The organism is Acinetobacter endophylla (assembly GCF_053543775.1).
In genome coordinates this window covers 1-16665 of record NZ_JBLVOM010000317.1, presented here as the reverse complement: position 1 = coordinate 16665, position 16665 = coordinate 1, and the positions used below count along the sequence as shown (strand labels likewise).

Here is a 16665-nt window from a genome sequence, read left to right as displayed (position 1 = left end):
AATTTGCCTCAAAAAGTAAGTTTCTAGTTTTGTTACGTTGTAAAAATAGTACGAATTTTAAATGAAAATGTATAATAAGCGAATGACTAAAACATTAATTATGCTAAAAGATTATAAAGAAAATTGAGTAAAAGTAACTCGTTTTTGCCTATTGAATATGTAACGATGTATTTAATTTTTATACATTGATTTGCCCTTTGCTAAAATACGTTGAGCCCAGTCAGTATAATAATTCAATTCTTCCATCTGTTCCTTTTTTGAAGGATGATTAATTGTAGTAAACATAGTAATACCTCTTACTTCAGATAGAAATTTTTTAGGCCAACTCAGTGATTGAGAAAGTATAGAATTATTTAATTTTTCCAACTCTGTTTCAATTAATAATCGAGTTTTTTCCTCATCTCTGAGTAATAGCGTAGATATGTTCTTTTTGCCATCTGACGTATCAATTTCACATAGATAAAATTGCTCATTACTTTGTGTATTTAGAATTTTATATACATAAAAGTATCGTAGTTGATTATTGGCAAACTTGTGTCCTCTAAAAAGCTTATATTTTTTAAAAGGTGAATTTTTGACCTCTTGAACTTTGTATCCCTTTTTCTGGATTTCCTTTAGTACCTTAATTAGATCTTCATGGGTAACTCGCTTTAGTTGAATTTCTGATTCAGTTGTAAATCCAGGCACCGTACCCTCTATATCTCCTTCGCCTCCAGCAAATCCTTCTTCTTGATTTTGATCTTTATCCATTTGTTTTTGTCTTTTCCGTACTACAGTTTCAGCAGGAGGTGTCTCTAAAGAAATTTTTAATTCTTCTATAGTATAAATTTTTCCAGGTATATTTCTTAGTTTGTTCAGTAGTTTATCAGTATCTGCCTCAGCATTTTTATTCAGTTTCTCTTTAGGCTGACTTGCTGGTTTTGGTTTATTTGAACCTTGCCCTTGAGCATTTTTGACCTGTTGTATAATTTTTTTTGCAGTGAAATGAAATTGAATAGGGCGGTTGATAGCTGTATCAAGATTTTTGAAAGATCTGATGCGCTCAATTCTGTAAATACCTATTTTTTTATCATAAATTCCATCTACTGTTAGATGAATATTTTTGATCTCAGGAGCCTCCATGTCAAAATTAAAATATTTAGCACTGTTTTGATCAGTAATTGTTTTCTGATAAATGCTAAGGAAGGCTTTATTTAAATCAGGTTGTAATAGAATTAAAGCCAATTTTTTCAAAAAATGAGGATCGGAGAGATCTTGTTTTAAAATCTTTTTATTTTGTGCAATAAAAATGTGGATTGCATCAGGATCCTCCATGTCTACTAAAATATCTGTTGAATAGTTTTCTGCAAAAAGTGCAGCACGTAAAAGATACGGGTGAGAAAAGAATAGATCTCGAGCTAAAACAAGTTTAGGTATTTGAATATTAATATTTCTCTTTAAAACTTTCGAGTAATAATAAAACTCAAAACAGATCCTACCCTGATGCATCTTTTGAGGCTCATCCTCAGATAAAATGATAGTTTTGAATGTTGTGAAATTTACACTTTTAAGTGTATGGCTAAATAATTTCTTTTTTGGATAGTCATCAGCAATTGGAGTGAGATAGTCATAAAGAAGAATGCTCTCAATTGGTAATTGAAGCTGAATATAGCTGTTAATAATAGGGTTAAACAAATGAGTATCAATATCAAACCGAGTTTGACCACGTCGACTAATTTTTGTCGCAGTATAGTAAATCATATCATTCGGTAAAAAGTCAGTTGAACAATCACTCATTTTTCTATTTCTTCCCAAATATTATTAAAAAATCGACGTGCTTCTGGCGTTAATCGCTGCTCACTTAATCCTGATTCACGTAAAAAAACACTCGATGGATAACATCTATCTTCAATATTTTGGCGAATATAGGTTCGAGTCAGGCGACGTATTTGATAACAATCCACAGACTCAGCGTAACGATCCAAAAAGGCTGCAGTCAATGGGAAAAAATTCCAGTTTTTTTCAATCATACTCACTGAACCCAGTTGTCTAATAAAAAACTTTTTTGTCCATTGCGGGGAGTCTAGATCTTCTAATAATTCATTCCGTATTTTGATGAGTTGTTTAATAAACTGTCGATCTCGAGCTCTCCAGTCAATACGTGGTTTAGGGACAGAAGGAGGGGGAATTAAAGCTGATTTATTGATAAATAATAGCCAATCTTTATGATTGCGATATAAGCGAGCATACAGTGAGCCATTTTGTTGGCGAGCCTGTTTGACTGGCCTTTCTAGGATTAATTTTGTCCATTGTTTTTGGTCCTCAGATAACGTTTGATCTACTTTATTATCAATACATATTGCTGCTGTTGCGGCGTCTTCCTCTAGGTCCATTGATACTAGGTGAATATATTGCTTATATATTTCAATCGGATTTTTCTCTGGAACAAGAGCTTTTAATACGATTAGATGCTCAAGATAAGAAAACGCCTTGCGGTGTTTCCTACAGATATTTTTGAGCCAGCAGTTCTCAGACAGCAGATCACCTAAATGATAATATTGAAGAAAACTTTCGCCCCAATATTCAATGACTAATTGACGGACTTTTTCGTAATTGATATTTTTACGGCCTGATAGTAATTCCCTATCTTTTAAGATAAGAAAATAAGCATCTGATACAGTAGAAAAATCCTGCACATTGAAGGGTGTTGAATGAGCGAGTAGCTCTTCGATCAGTCCTGCAAGCTCGATATGATGATTTACGTCTTGAGGATTAAACACAAGCTGTGAAGACTCTTTTAGTGCATTCAAATGGGCAAAATAGAATTTTCGGTCTATCCCATTGCAAGGGATCGAACTTATAAAAAGAGGTTGCTGATGTCCTGTACAATACTCGTACCCAGTAATCTGCCAGCTGCGTTTCCAGTAAACTTCACCATATTGTTCCATCTGTTCTTGCCAACAATGAGGACAGAATCGAAAAAAACTCACAGCTTTGATCCGCGATGCATTTTTTCCCAATTTAGTATGCAGTGATTGATACTGTTCATTTCGCAATGCCTGCACAGCATAACGCATCACTGTATCAGGTTGGAATGGTTGGTAAATTGGTAGTAGGGTGTGCTGGCTAATTAAAATAAGCGCATCATAATGACCTGGTAAGTAACCGGCCAACCTGTCTAGATGCGAAGGTAAATCGTAAGTTGGTGTTAAATTCCTGCTATTGAATAATTCTTCAGTGAGATATTTGGGACTCAGAATCCCATTGTGAACAGCATAACGGGCAATTACACTGTAAATTAGCTCATCCGGATATGGCATTGGAAAATTCGAAATCATAATACCGTGCTCTCCATTCTTTGTTGCTTAATGCAAAATAGGACGAGTAGGATCAAACAAATAGTGAGACGATTTTAATAACTCATAAACATCTATTTCCTGTTCTTGTGCTTGACTGAAAAAGTTTCGTAAGTCAGTAGCTTCAGTACTTTTCCATTCCTCTGCCTTCATGACTTTACGAGATGTCCGTGGCTTCCTTGCCGGAGTCGTGGTTTGATGCTGTTTAAACTTATCTTCTGCTACAGGGCTGTCTAATACTTCCAGAATATGCTGGAGGAGTACCTGTAAGTTTTCGTTTGGATATTTTTTTAATGCAGAAGTGACATGCGGTTCTATTGTAGCGGCGGGATGACCTAATGCTGTCAGCATACCTATTAAAGTAGAATAATGCGGTCCCAGATCTTTATGCTGTTTTTCTGTTTTTAATGCGGCTTTAAAACGGTGTTGTTCAACATACTCCTCAATTTGAACTTGAGGGATAGTGAGGTCAGAATACCGTGCAATACGTGCAGGATTGCCTGAACGCAGTGCATCTAGAATGTCGTGGACTGGCTGCAATTGTTCTTCGTAGACTTTTTTAAATAATTCTGAGGTGATTTTTTCCAGACCGATGGTGATTGCATGAATTTGTACCAGACAGAACAACTTAACCACTAGATCCGGAATACCTTGCGTATAATAATACCAAGTGGCTCTTAATTCATCGGTCAGTTCAGCTGGTTGTTGAACCCATTGATACTGCCATAGCTTGTTTGTAAAAGCATGCCATTCAGAAATAATCATTTGATCGGGAGTACTAGGATCGGGAGTAGGGGCTTCATTACGCATAGGTTCCCAGATTAAAGAGCCTAATCCTGCACTGCGTCTAGCTGATCTCAAGTCTTCTTGCAAAATTTCATTCGCTTTGGGTGTCCCAATCATCACGATCGGAATGGATGCGACATTCACCAAGGTGACAAAGAAATTAAGAATAATCTCAGCCCCACCAGATTTTTTTGTATTCAAATGCTGGATTTCATCAATGATTAAAAGTCCAATTGAATAGTTATTTGCGATGATTTTCATCTGCTGCAGCATTGCATTTACATTTAAGCGGCTTCTGGTAAAACGATGCTCGAAGTTAGTATCTCCTAATGCTAAATCTACTGCTCTAAAAAAGTTTGAGCATAAGTTTTTTAAAGAGCTATCATGAGGGCAATCAATTTTAAGATAAACAATTTGCTTTAACCCCAGTTCTTTATGCTCAATCACTTGCGGATAATAACGCAAAATCTTGTTCATCGTGGTCGTTTTCCCACTCCCAGAACATCCTATAATAGACATACTAGTGGCTGTCGATTCTGGAGGAGCGTAGCGGTAAGAGCTTTCGTTTGAAGGTTCTAGTTGTTGAAAAGCCGCGTGCAAATGTCTGTGTCGATCACCATTATTGATGTTTCTACTCACGTAACCTTGCCGGATCATGATAGAAATTTTTTGTTCAAGGGATAGATGTTTGGTGAGTGGTTGGAAAAAATCATGAGGCAGTTGAGCAATTAGATGAATTCTTTCTGGTTGAGGCAAAAAACGCTGCTCTGGAATAAATTTTAGTTTCCCTCGTAGGTGTTTAATAACCGACTTCGTGTCAAGAATGGGCGGTAATTGAGTAATGAGAGGATTATCCCCATAGATGTCTTCTATTGATGTATTAATCGTGAGTTCATTATTATTCATTCTTCATCGTCCTCTTCAAATAATTGTCTCATTAAATCTGGTTGACTTGTCAAATCTAGATTGCTGGTTTGAGATGGGGGTATTTGAGTATTATCTTTATTGGGATTGATGGTCCGGATAGAATTTACAGGCCTGTTTTGTAGGTGTTCCGCACGTTCCATCTGCATGGCTTCTTGTTTATTCTGCCGGATATTTCGAGTACGTTGTGCGTTAGAAAGTTGGTGAACTCCCGCTTGAGCCCGCCGACTCTGTGCTGACTTAATGATGTTGTCAGTAAAATCCTGCAATTCGCTGATGGCTACAGACTTGAGTTGCGAATGCTGTTTTTCAACAGTTTTGATCGCTTTTTGAATTTGTTCAGCTTCCCACCAGGTCAGATGTTGATATTGACGTGAGGTATCATTTAAGTGAGCCTCCCAGTATTCCAATTTATTTTCATCATAAAAAATATAAATGGTATTTACTGAGTATGGGTCAAAACCAATCCGCAACTTTTTCGGGCGAGATTTGGTTGTGTTACGAATAAACCAGCCTTGTTGATGCATTTCCAGACATTGATAGACTAATCCTTTGACTTTAAGTCCTTTGTCACTTAAGGAGGCATCGATCCTAGGTAACAAGCCCACATAGAGTGATTTGTTATCCACTTGTCTTAACATCCCAGTGCGGTGCTGTAGGCCCCACTGCCAGAGCTTAAGAGGAATAGATGGTAGGTCAGTTGGCATATCGGCACTGCGATCATATTTCGTCAAGACATCAAAATTATTGCGTAACAAGATGCAGCTTAATATGATTTTTCTGAACTCTTCCAGAGTCAGGCACGCTTCTAGCCGATAATCATGTCCGCCTTTCTTTTTTTCCTTGAATCCAGAAACAACACCAATATTATCGTAGGATTTAAAGCGTGACTGAATGATTCCGAAAGCCCTCTCCACAATACCTTTGGCATCGCTTCGATACGGTGGTGCATTTTCAATTCGAACAGAAAAGTTTTTTTCAAGAAGTTCAATTTGATAGCCAATTAGTTCGCCGCGGTCTGCAAGTATGGCGCTAGGTAAACCATAAATCGGCCAGTCTTCCGCTTGTATTTGTAAGCCATAACTCTGACAGAATGTTACTTTATCTTGGATTGCGACGCTGAGGCATTGTATGGCTGTGTTAAATGAGCTGTTTTCCATGCCGACATAAAGCCCAGTAATCATCCGGCTAAATACATCGATAGCAATATATACGGTAGGTCTGCCAATAATCTGTGATGGATCTCGTGATGATACAAGGTAGATATCAGCGATTGTTGAATCTATTTCATAACGTGCACCAGGACCATTTGCGTGCTTGGTCGCTGTTGAAGTCAGAGGTTTGTGATCTTTCAGAGTTTTCTGATTCTTCAGAATTTCCTTGGAATTGTTCTTATTTCTATATCGCTTATTATAAAAATAATAGAATTGGGCATAGGTTGGAATATCTGCGGCTTGCACTTGATGAAAGTGCTTAGAAAATAAATTTTTAAACCGAAGATAAGTTTCGTTAATGGATTGTTTTTTGACAGGAACTAAATAATCTTCGATGGCTTGCTTAAAATATAATTCAACCTGTTCAGTGACATTCTTACCTTCATTCGATTCATAAATGCGTGGTCTGCCAATTTTTTTATCACCTATAGCTCTTTTTTGGCCTTTTCCACCTGAGTTTTCATAGTCTGGTACCAAAGCATTTATAGTTTGACCACGTTGCCAGTAGCGTCTTAGGAGTCGTAGGATTTTATTAATTGATACTTCTTTTTCTAGATGTATAGTTTTAATTTTTGCAGTCCTGATTTTTGCATTGATAAGAACTTGTTCATCATTAATTAAATCTTGAATAATAAAAAAGTTTTCATCTCTTTTTTTGAGTTGAATAGAATCCTCACTCAAGTTTAATCGTTTTAAGTGTTCATAAGGATCTTGTGCTGGTATTAGGCTTTGATCATCTGAGAGAGTTTGAAGTTCCTTGGATAAAATGAGTTCAGGAAAAGCATTTTTATTATCAATTGCAATCCATACGGTATACTGCGGTAAGAATTTGAGTATCCGGTATTGTGTTGAATTCAAGATGTAAACTGAATTAATTAGTTGCATGGACTGTATTCTCGTTCTGGAGCAAATTACTTGCATGAATATCAGAGAGTTTAAGCTCCAAGTACGAAATTTCTAGATTAAATTGCAGTATTCGCAGGGCAAATAGTTTTCTAAACAATGCGAGCGTCGTTCCGATACCCCTTTTTTGAGTTTGGTCAGTATGGTTGCAGAAAGAGATCAATGAGCTTTGAGGATACTGGCTAATTTCTTCCATAAAATAAATTGCTTGATCAATCATATGATTTGTTATTTCAAGATTATTTTTTTCTACATACAGCCATTTAATGTTCTCTAGTACCGTAGCAGGAATATCCTTTTCGGTAATCAGCTTGAATGGCGTATTGTGCTCTTCTTCCCAGTAACGACGTTTAATTTCTAAAGACTCAATAATATGTGCTTTATTCAAATCCTTACTATAAAGAGTGTCGAGGGCTATAGAAAACTTACCAAAATCAACTAAAAAATCTGAAGATAGGGTAAAAGGTAGATAATCAACCGATACCTTTTTCATCCGGTAACGAGAACAGATGGAGTTAAGATCATAGATATCCAAAGGATAATGTTCACGAATATCTGTAACGTTCTGATTCCAGTCAAGCAGCAAAAAGGTGGATAACTCTAGATCAGAAAACAAGTGGTGAAGACGTTTACTCACACGACCTTGTACTCTATGAGAGCGACCAATTGAACTGAAGTTATGAACAGTTTTGCAAGATTTATAATCTCGTCCATGGCCTTGGCCATATCCTTCTTTTACTAATTCCTCATAGTTTTTTATAATTTTTGTCATACAGAAGACCTATGAATTTTGGTTGATAATTCATCATATCTCAAGGAAGATAATTTTGTATTTGGCATAAATATACAAACTTAAATATATTTATATACAAACAAAATTTTATAATTTTTATTTAATTGTTTTTTAAATTCAGTAGCTTAATAATTTATCGGGTATTTTAGTACTCAATTGCTGAGTTTAAAAAACGTTTAGGATAGGCAAAAGTATTCAAATTACATCTTAGTAAACATCGTTGCATATTTTTATGTAAACCAACTGCATATTCAGACTCAACCCGACCATTCATTCTGGTTCATAGTAAAATGCTTATTTTATATTCCAAATATTTTAAAACAAAATATGCAAATTTGAATCTTAAAGTACTGCCTTAATCTGCTATAACTTGTACATCATATTGATGCACAAGTTGGTGGGAAATATGGCTAACTTAGCAACAGAACGAATCAATGTTCGTTCAACTGTAGATGCAAAGAATGTAATTGAGCAAGCTGCGAATTTATTGGGTCTTAGTGTGAGTTCCTTTATGATCCAATCCTCATTTGAACGAGCAAAAGAATTACTTAAATATCATCACGAGTTAAAAGTAAATAATGCTGATCGTGATATGTTAATGAATTTGCTTGAAAATCCACGCCCTGCAAATGATGAGATGAAAAAATTAATGAGTTTATTGGATGAAAATTGAGGTTTTACAAGACCATCATCAGAAAAAATCATTTAATTGTGGGCAAGATGATCTAAATAAATCCATAAAATAATACACATCCCAACATCAGAAATCAGGAACAAGTAAAACCTATGTTGCTATTGATGATGATACACAGTAGGTGAGAGGATTTTATTGTCTATCAAGTACCTCTATAGGATTTAATGCTATTTTCACTAAACGATTACCTCGTTATCCATTACCTTGTGTGGTTGTGGGTCGCTTTGCCGTTGATCAAGCAGCGCTATGGTCAGACAAAATAGTTGTTAACTAAAGAACAACCAAAATCAAAGTGTTAGATAAGTTCTTTGCTATATAAATGACAAAATAGTTTTTAACTTAAAATAAAAAATTTAAAACTTCCTATTTTCATAATTACAAAATAGTTGTTAACTGTCTACGGAAATTGTTAGTCTTTCTATCGTCTAAGTTTTCTACATTGTATAATACATCTTTAAATATAGGTGAAGTTTAGATACTTTAAAGAAAATGAATGCAACAAATGATCAAGATATTCGTCATGCTTTACACAGTAGATTGCAAAAGCAATACTACGTTAAAGACGATCATTTAGTCGTTGATGAGCTATCTTTAGAGCATGGTCGAAATCGAGTAGACATAGCAGTGTTTGATAACTGTATTCATGGCTATGAAATTAAGAGTTCTAAAGATAATCTACTTAGATTACAAAATCAGTTATCACAATATTCAAAAAGCTTGCAAAAAGTCACCTTTGTTGTAGCAGAAAATCATTTTAAAGATGTAATGATTTCTACCCCTGAATGGTGTGGGCTTATTCTAGCCACTAAAGGTCCTAGAGGTGGCGTAAGTTTTCGTTCTATTAGGCGAGCTAAACTTAATCCAAATGTAGACTTCATTAGTCTAGCTCATATCTTATGGAAGTCAGAAGCTATTGACCTACTGTATCAATATGGTATTACAGAGAGACTTGAATATAAAACTAGAAAAGAATTGTATAAGCAATTGAATCAAGTTATGACTGTCCAACAATTAGCCTTGGAAATTAAAACTAAATTATTGAAGCGTGGTAACTGGAGAGTTGATGAACAACCTTTGTCATATGATGGTTGATTGCCACTTGCTTCCATGTTCCTAGGTTTCCAAAGTTTGCTTTACCATTAGCAGTATCATGAATTCGTTTATCCCCATCAGAGAAAGGAACTCCTTTGTAACCTGGTAGTCCAATAACATTTGCACAAAGAGAAACCATTTGGATCTCATTCCCTCTAAATGCTTTAGCTTTTAAGACGTGCCAATGCTGAGGCAGTGTATAAATTAATTTTGCTGATGGGTTGACCTTCCGCATATCCATAGGAGGGAGAAACTCTATATCATCAGTTGTGTAATCTCCAAAAGTTGGTAATTTATCTTTGAACTTCTTTATAAGATAAGGATATAGCATCCATTCATGGCGAGTAAACAACCCACCAGGCTGTTTAATCTCTCTTAGATTCAGTGAATGTGCTGCTATAACAAAAGAACGATAACTTTTGATGTTGTTTATCTTATTAACTTTCATAAAGATTAAGTTGGAAAACAAAGCATATGGCTCAAATTTATCAGGTGTTTTTAAATCAATAATCAAATCTATATTATTTATATTTAAATCAAACATCTCCAATACTTGATCAATTTCACCATTTATATTTGGCTTATCTAAATCTTCAAGAAAAAGTCTTAAAGCAAGGCCGCAATTTTGTGTACTAATAATTGATTTAATTTCTGTTAAATACCATTTAGACTTTTCGAAAGAAATAACGGGAATTAGTTTACATCCCATAGCAAGACTCTTGGTATATACATATTTTATAACATTTTCTCCATTGTCCATGATTCCTTGTTCAATACTGTCATGAAAGTCTAGAAGAGCAAGTCTAGAACCCCATTTGTCTTTGAGCCGTTTTGGCATCGGCTCAATATGTTCTTGAATGGTTTTCTTTAATCGCTTTTCTTCAAAATCATATTCGATTGGAGGCATTATTATATAAGGGGTGATAAGATCCTTAATCTCTTTTTTGAGTTTAAACAATGCTTGGTATTCACTTTGTCGCCACTTTAAGAAAGGAACATAATGGTTACTCAGAATCATATTCATCACCCCAGAATAATTTTCTTACTTGCTTTAATCCAACTTTTTCATTAAAAATTTGATAATTATTGTTTTCTCTTCTTAATCTACCAGCAATAATACTTGGGTGAATATTTAGATTTCGGGCATCTTCATTTAAGGCATCTTCATTGATATAGAACCTACACATGCACATATCCCATTGTTCTGAAGGAATTAGGTTGTTCAGTGCAAAGTTGTCAGCTTCAATCTCAACCTCATCTTTAGTTATACCTACGTCTTCATCAACTATAGAGGTGCGTTCCGCATTCAGATGAAGAAAAATATGACCTAATTCATGGAAAAGAACAAACCAAAAATTATCTAGGCGATCTTGTCTTAATGTGAGCCCTATTACAGGGATTGAAGTATTTGGCAAAAGCATTGCAGCACCATCAAGATATGTAGATGGTAAATGTGGCTCTACAATTAGTATAATTCCTTTTGATAAAAGAAATTCTTGAGCTTCTAAAGGTCCATTTGAATTAGTAGAAATTCTAACTAAATGATTTAGCCAAGATGAATCTTTATTAAATTTTGGCACCTTAATTTGCTTTGTTATCTCTTTTGCTTTACTGAGAACCTGAATCTGCCATGCAAGCAATGAGTATTCATTGGGGGAGTTTCCATTAAAGTGAAACTTTCTATGTAATGCTAATTCATATTGCTCGTTACCAAAAAGATCTGTAAATCGTGCTTTGATTGCACTTATTGGATCAATATTGCCTGATAATAACCATTTACGTTTTAACATTTCTTTAATTGGAAATTTATTCCAATCAATTGGAGACGTATGTACAGTTAAACTATTCGATATTTTTTCTTCTAAAAAGTCATTTATTCTTAATAAAGAAATAGAATCTAAATGTCTATAAAGGTAGTCTTCCTGTCTTTTTATTTCCTCAATACTAACATTTAAAAGTGCAGCTATATCTTCTTGAGAAATATCATTAGCTATTCTGATATAAACTAGATTTTCTGGGTATTTAAGTATTTCCTTTTTTACAGGAATTTTGTGTTTAAATTTTTGGCTAATTTCTAAGAACTCATCACGCTCTTCAACTAATTCATTTAAAAATACATTTAAAGAATCTAATTCTAATTTTGATATAAAGGGAGCGACAGAAGTATCTTTCTCTACTTCAATAATTGTAGCTTGTATCTGCTTAATTTTTTGCTCTGTTAGACTTAATTCAAAAGAGTTTAAAATCATTTTTACACTCCCTGATTCATTAAAGAAAATTCGGCTTGAAGATCTATTACAATAATCCCTTTTTCCTGATTTGTATGTTTTTCATTCTTAAAAAAGTCTTTAAACAATTTGCCTGATGCTCTTTCTGTACAGTTGGGGAAGAGCTCTCCTCCAAATCGTGCTTTTTGGGCAGTAGTCCCATTACTTAAATCTAGAAAAATTGGATCAACAATATTAAAGTCAACCTGTTCAATGCTCCAACAAGCATCAAAATCACCAGGCATATCTTTTTCAGTGACATAGCTTCCATCAAGGTATAAATACTTACATCCTGACCGAGCGAGTAAATTAGCTGCGTTTACAAGTCCATTAAATAGATTAAGTCTATGCGGATTAAAGGCTAAGGTTTGTTTAACCTCTTGTAATGTAGCAAGATGTTCACCAGGAGGTAAAATCCGCCATGGTGCCCCACATAGTGTTTGAAAACTAGGTAGCATAATTCTTGGTTTTGTTTATTGAATGAACAAATTATAGCAAAAGTTAAAATATTTTTCCTTATCATTTGGTCTGATAAACTGATAATTTTCCTTGATTTAAAATAGATCCTTTAACACATTCATAATTCTTACAGCCCAATTATTAACAGCTTCTGAAGAGTCATTTCCTTGTGATGAAAACCGTGGATGGACAATATGAGTATGGGCATTTGCACCAAATACATCATCAAACAAATCATTTGGCCATGACAGTGATTTTGCGACTAGATGAGTCTTAATTTTATCTAAATAAATCTTCCAATCATCGGTTGTCAGGTAGATTAACTTAGTTGATATACTTTTTACCCCATCTGATGTATCTAATTCAATGAGAAGAAAGTCATCACTTCTATAGCAAAGGTGAACAAACTTAATGGTTCGTAGTTTATCTTTACTGATTCTATGACACTCGGAACGCCCAACTTTCGTAAGCTCATGGGTAAGTGATTCATATAGCACACATTGATGTGTAGATTGAAGCACTTGTATCATCGAGTTGAAATCATGATAGCGTTGGGCATATTTCTGATCATAATTTGTGTAGTCCTTTTTCCCTCCTACATCTGCCGCAGGTAAATCGCCTGCACTATTTGCCTCGTCTGTACTCGCTAAATGACCAGAAGCCGATTCATCATTTTCAGCATCCGTGCTTTTCTGTCCTGTTATTTTGGTTTTCCCTTTCTTGTTGATGGTCAATGGTTTTTTGAAACTCACCCATGACTCATTACCATCCAAAATACGAATTCCGTGCTCTATGGACGCTGTCGTACCATCTTCAATTGTAGGGTCAAGCGTACTACTATATTCGGGTTTGTAGCCTTGTTCCGATTGTTGTCCTTCCGTCTTGATTTGAGTGAAAGATGGGTGATCAAAACTAATGTCAGTAGGAATATCAGTATCGATTTCTATGCCAACAATTTCTTCAACAAGAAAAGCATCTTGTGACCTATTATATCTTCCTCGAAAATGGAGTGTCCAACCGTCCATTGAGGGTGGATCAAATTGAAAAATCCATTTCTTCCATCCATCCTTATCAATCAGTTGAGTATTAAAATAACGACAAATGCTTTCAAATGACTGTTTGGCATTAGGATCAAGTAGTAACCAGGCTAATAGACATTGGGTTCCCTTTTGATTTACAAGTTTTAAAGGCATTGTATTTTCTAAAAAGACAATTACTGTTTCCTCATTATCTTGGCATATTGCAAATTCATTTTGAATGGTCGTTGTACTGAGGCTTGCCCGACAAAAATAAGAGTTAATGAGAAAAAGTGTTCTTGCAAGCTCAAACTGTGGTAGATGAATAGTGACCTGATTGGGTCCTTCTATAATGAAACTAGTTTGTATTCCCTCAAAATATGTAAGATTTGAATCCGTTGATAATTCATCAAAATCTTTTAAAAGAGAGGGGGTTAGAAAATTCTGATCAGACAAAGTAATCACTAGATTCGGTTTAGATAATTGTCTTTCGCTACAGTTTAGTTTTTTGCCACGAATTAACATGGCTGCATTGCTAAAGTTAGTAAATTTCTTTTCTTGTTTTGGTGAGCATTGTAGGTTAATACTCCAGATTTTTGATTTTGAACCTTTGAATAGGCCGCCAATATGTGTAACTGTTACATTATGATCAAAATGATTAATTTTTACCGTCATGAGTATTGAAAAATCCAGATAGTTTTAGAATTCTTGCTGCATCAGGGGTGATTCTTTCTTTGCTAAGTCCTGCCAAGCGGAAAACTCGCCATAAGTGCAACGGTTGAAAATCTGAAGATAAGATTTTAACAGCTACACAGACTCTGCGTAGCTGGTATTCAGTAATACTTTCAACATACTTTACCAAAAAGCATCTAACCAATGGGAGCTTAGAGAGGTTATGCTCTATGCTTGAATGTTGTGGTAATTGCATAAGATACCAGTTTCTAGAACGTCTAGGTGTAGGACTCAGATCATCTTTGAATTGGTGAGCAAGTCGCAATAGTACTTTTGCATATTCTCGATCACGATTATGCCAGTCTACACGAGTGTTAAGAGGCGAACGTACTACTTGATGTTTGGAATTATATTGTTGAAGCCATTTATAATCATGGCGATATAACCACGCATAGATGGCACCTCCATTGCTTATGGAGCGACTCACCTTAATACCATTCTTTCTAACAAGCTGCTGCCACTTTTTACGGTATTCTGCACACTTTACAATATCTAAGTCATTTTCAATAGTTGTTGTTTTTACTATGAAAACTGGCTGAATATGTTGAGCATGATGAAAAATATTTTCTAATTTCTCTCGTGAAAGAAAAGTTTGCCAAACAAGTAAATGTTCAAAGAAACTAAAGCTTTTTCGGTGCTTACGGAATATATTTTTTAACCAAGAATTTTCCTCATTTTGATGACAAAGTAGATTTTTAGCTTGAAGATATTCTTGACCCCAATATTGTAAGAACAGTTCTAAAATTTGATCGTGTTTTATATGTTGCCCACGTGCATACCCAGAGTCTTGTGCCAATCCATAATAGAAGTGAGTCCATTGGTCAAAAGATATTGATGGATATGAGAAAAGATTCAGTAATTGCTGTATTGGTGCTGATATGATGAGGTCTTGAGAAAAGACTGAGCCAACTGATTCTATTGAAAAATGTGATTCTATGAATGGCTGAAAATGATGTCTGGAATCTGATGGTTTTTCTTTATAAATAGATAAGGATGAACCATGTTCTATACATATCGGTAGATTGGGTATGAACCAGTCTCTTTTCCAAAAAGCTTCACCATATTTTATTAGCTGAATTTCAATACATTTTGGACAAGCCTGAAAGTTCTGAACGGCTTTAATTCTAGATGCAGCAACGCCTAACATTGTATGCAGAGCCCCATTAGTTTTTCCGTGCATTAGCTCAATGGCTTTATCACGTATATTCTTTGGAACGAATGGGGCGTAGAGGGAAAATAAAGTATGTTGCCTTATTAGGTTATCAGTTGAATATTGTTTTGTATTCCTTAGCAGATATGCAATATTTGTGATATGGCTAGGTAGATCCAGCGTGGCGATTACATATCGATTCCCAAATACTGGGCAGAGTAAAACTTGAAGTGCGACATAAACCACCTAATTAATTTAAAGGGTTTATGGAGTATATAAAATTGTCATACCATCATCTTAACTTTGAAGATCGTACTGCATTAATGCTTGAGTCAAGAAAAGAAGGCTTTTCAGCCAGAAAATTTGCTGAACTTATTAAAAGACATCCTAGTACGATCTATCGTGAGCTTAAAAGAAATAGCATCAATGACGTTTATCAAGCTCGATATGCTTCTGATAACACTTTTGCTAGACGTAGACGTGGTCACAGAAAACTCAAAATCGATTCAATCCTCTGGAAATTTATTGTTGAAGCGATCCGTTGTTTATGGTCTCCTCAGCAAATAGCAAAGCGTTTAAAGACATTTCCTGATTTGGATCAAACAATGAATGTAAGCCATACAACGATTTATTCAACGATACGAGCATTACCCAAGGGTGAGTTGAAAAAAGACTTATTATCCTGTCTGCGTCATGAAAATAAAAAGCGAAAAGCTAACGGTGAACCTAAAAAAGATTCTATATTACAGGATATTAAAACTATTCATGAGCGCCCAGCCGAAGTTCAAGAAAGAAAAATACCGGGTCATTGGGAAGCTGATTTAATTAAAGGTAAAGACAATAAAAGTTCGATAGCAACACTTATTGAACGAAATACACGGCTCTGTATCTTGGCAACATTACCTGATGCAAAGGCAGAATCAGTGCGCAAGGCTTTAACTGAAGCTCTGAAATATTTACCTGCAGAACTGCGTAAAACGTTGACCTATGACCGTGGACGCGAGATGTCAGAACATAAAATACTCGAAGAAGATTTAGGCATAGATGTATATTTCTGTGACCCACATTCACCTTGGCAAAAAGGCACATGCGAAAATATGAATGGTTTAATTAGGCAATATTTACCTAAAGGGATTGATTTAAATCAGGCAGATCAGCATTATTTAAATCAAGTTGCCATGTCACTGAATACTCGTCCTAGAAAGGCGTTAGATTGGCTTACACCATTAGAGAAATTTGCTCAGCTTGTTGATTATCATATGGCTTTTGAAACTGTCGCACCTCATGTTTGAATTCGCCT

13 protein-coding genes and 1 pseudogene are annotated in these 16665 nt (G+C 35.2%); 4 read left to right on the top strand and 10 right to left on the bottom strand.

Going from position 1 to position 16665, the window contains the following annotated elements:
- Positions 1 to 171: 171 nt before the first annotated feature.
- The 5 genes from ACNPNW_RS18405 to ACNPNW_RS18385 are packed head-to-tail and all read right to left on the bottom strand — an operon-like array spanning position 172 to position 7934.
- The gene (locus ACNPNW_RS18405; RefSeq protein ID WP_448767299.1) at positions 172 to 1776 is read right to left on the bottom strand and encodes a Tn7-like element transposition protein TnsE; all 1605 of its coding nucleotides are present in this window, start codon (positions 1774 to 1776) and stop codon (positions 172 to 174) included.
- Positions 1773 to 3317, bottom strand: a complete 1545-nt coding sequence (locus tag ACNPNW_RS18400; protein ID WP_338840176.1) for a TnsD family Tn7-like transposition protein — start codon at positions 3315 to 3317, stop codon at positions 1773 to 1775. Before ACNPNW_RS18400 ends, ACNPNW_RS18405 begins: the two co-directional genes overlap by 4 nt.
- A 27-nt stretch (positions 3318 to 3344) precedes the next feature.
- The gene (locus tag ACNPNW_RS18395; protein WP_338840175.1) at positions 3345 to 5027 is read right to left on the bottom strand and encodes an AAA family ATPase; all 1683 of its coding nucleotides are present in this window, start codon (positions 5025 to 5027) and stop codon (positions 3345 to 3347) included.
- Positions 5024 to 7144: a TnsB C-terminal domain-containing protein gene (locus ACNPNW_RS18390; protein ID WP_004728827.1), complete on the bottom strand. Its 2121-nt coding sequence runs from the start codon at positions 7142 to 7144 to the stop codon at positions 5024 to 5026. The genes ACNPNW_RS18395 and ACNPNW_RS18390 overlap by 4 nt, the downstream gene beginning before the upstream one ends.
- On the bottom strand, positions 7131 to 7934 hold the full coding sequence (locus ACNPNW_RS18385; protein ID WP_004728826.1) for a heteromeric transposase endonuclease subunit TnsA: 804 nt from the start codon (positions 7932 to 7934) through the stop codon (positions 7131 to 7133). Before ACNPNW_RS18385 ends, ACNPNW_RS18390 begins: the two co-directional genes overlap by 14 nt.
- Before the next feature lie 427 nt (positions 7935 to 8361).
- On the opposite strand from ACNPNW_RS18385, the gene ACNPNW_RS18380 reads away from it, so the two are divergent.
- From ACNPNW_RS18380 to ACNPNW_RS18370, 3 genes and pseudogenes are all read left to right on the top strand, one after another.
- Positions 8362 to 8628 (top strand): type II toxin-antitoxin system TacA family antitoxin, encoded by a 267-nt coding sequence (locus ACNPNW_RS18380; RefSeq protein ID WP_004728824.1) that lies wholly within the window; start codon positions 8362 to 8364, stop codon positions 8626 to 8628.
- A pseudogene (locus ACNPNW_RS18375) lies at positions 8618 to 8893 on the top strand (GNAT family N-acetyltransferase); the annotation flags it as partial. The gene ACNPNW_RS18380 and the pseudogene ACNPNW_RS18375, both read left to right, overlap by 11 nt.
- A gap of 245 nt (positions 8894 to 9138) precedes the next feature.
- The gene (locus ACNPNW_RS18370) at positions 9139 to 9741 is read left to right on the top strand and encodes a sce7726 family protein (RefSeq protein WP_005088780.1); all 603 of its coding nucleotides are present in this window, start codon (positions 9139 to 9141) and stop codon (positions 9739 to 9741) included.
- On the opposite strand, the gene ACNPNW_RS18365 is transcribed toward ACNPNW_RS18370, so the two are convergent.
- The 5 genes from ACNPNW_RS18365 to ACNPNW_RS18345 all read right to left on the bottom strand — a co-directional run bounded on the left by ACNPNW_RS18365 (position 9680) and on the right by ACNPNW_RS18345 (position 15611).
- The gene (locus ACNPNW_RS18365; RefSeq protein WP_035374994.1) at positions 9680 to 10765 is read right to left on the bottom strand and encodes a beta family protein; all 1086 of its coding nucleotides are present in this window, start codon (positions 10763 to 10765) and stop codon (positions 9680 to 9682) included. The two genes, ACNPNW_RS18370 and ACNPNW_RS18365, sit on opposite strands and share 62 nt — an antisense overlap.
- Positions 10746 to 11990, bottom strand: coding sequence for an ImmA/IrrE family metallo-endopeptidase (locus tag ACNPNW_RS18360; protein ID WP_005088776.1), 1245 nt, complete (start codon positions 11988 to 11990; stop codon positions 10746 to 10748). The genes ACNPNW_RS18365 and ACNPNW_RS18360 overlap by 20 nt, the downstream gene beginning before the upstream one ends.
- A gap of 2 nt (positions 11991 to 11992) precedes the next feature.
- The gene (locus ACNPNW_RS18355; RefSeq protein ID WP_005088774.1) at positions 11993 to 12466 is read right to left on the bottom strand and encodes a DUF6932 family protein; all 474 of its coding nucleotides are present in this window, start codon (positions 12464 to 12466) and stop codon (positions 11993 to 11995) included.
- 96 nt (positions 12467 to 12562) lie between these two features.
- Complete coding sequence (locus tag ACNPNW_RS18350; RefSeq protein ID WP_086377110.1) at positions 12563 to 14158, bottom strand: Tn7-like element transposition protein TnsE; 1596 nt, start codon at positions 14156 to 14158, stop codon at positions 12563 to 12565.
- Positions 14142 to 15611, bottom strand: a complete 1470-nt coding sequence (locus ACNPNW_RS18345) for a TnsD family Tn7-like transposition protein (protein WP_151711499.1) — start codon at positions 15609 to 15611, stop codon at positions 14142 to 14144. The genes ACNPNW_RS18350 and ACNPNW_RS18345 overlap by 17 nt, the downstream gene beginning before the upstream one ends.
- 20 nt (positions 15612 to 15631) lie before the next feature.
- Here ACNPNW_RS18345 and ACNPNW_RS18340 point away from each other — a divergent pair, with 20 nt between their 5' ends.
- Positions 15632 to 16657 carry an IS30-like element ISAba125 family transposase gene (locus ACNPNW_RS18340; RefSeq protein WP_004994718.1) on the top strand — a complete coding sequence of 342 codons (1026 nt, stop codon included), beginning with the start codon at positions 15632 to 15634 and terminating at the stop codon, positions 16655 to 16657.
- Positions 16658 to 16665: the final 8 nt, after the last annotated feature.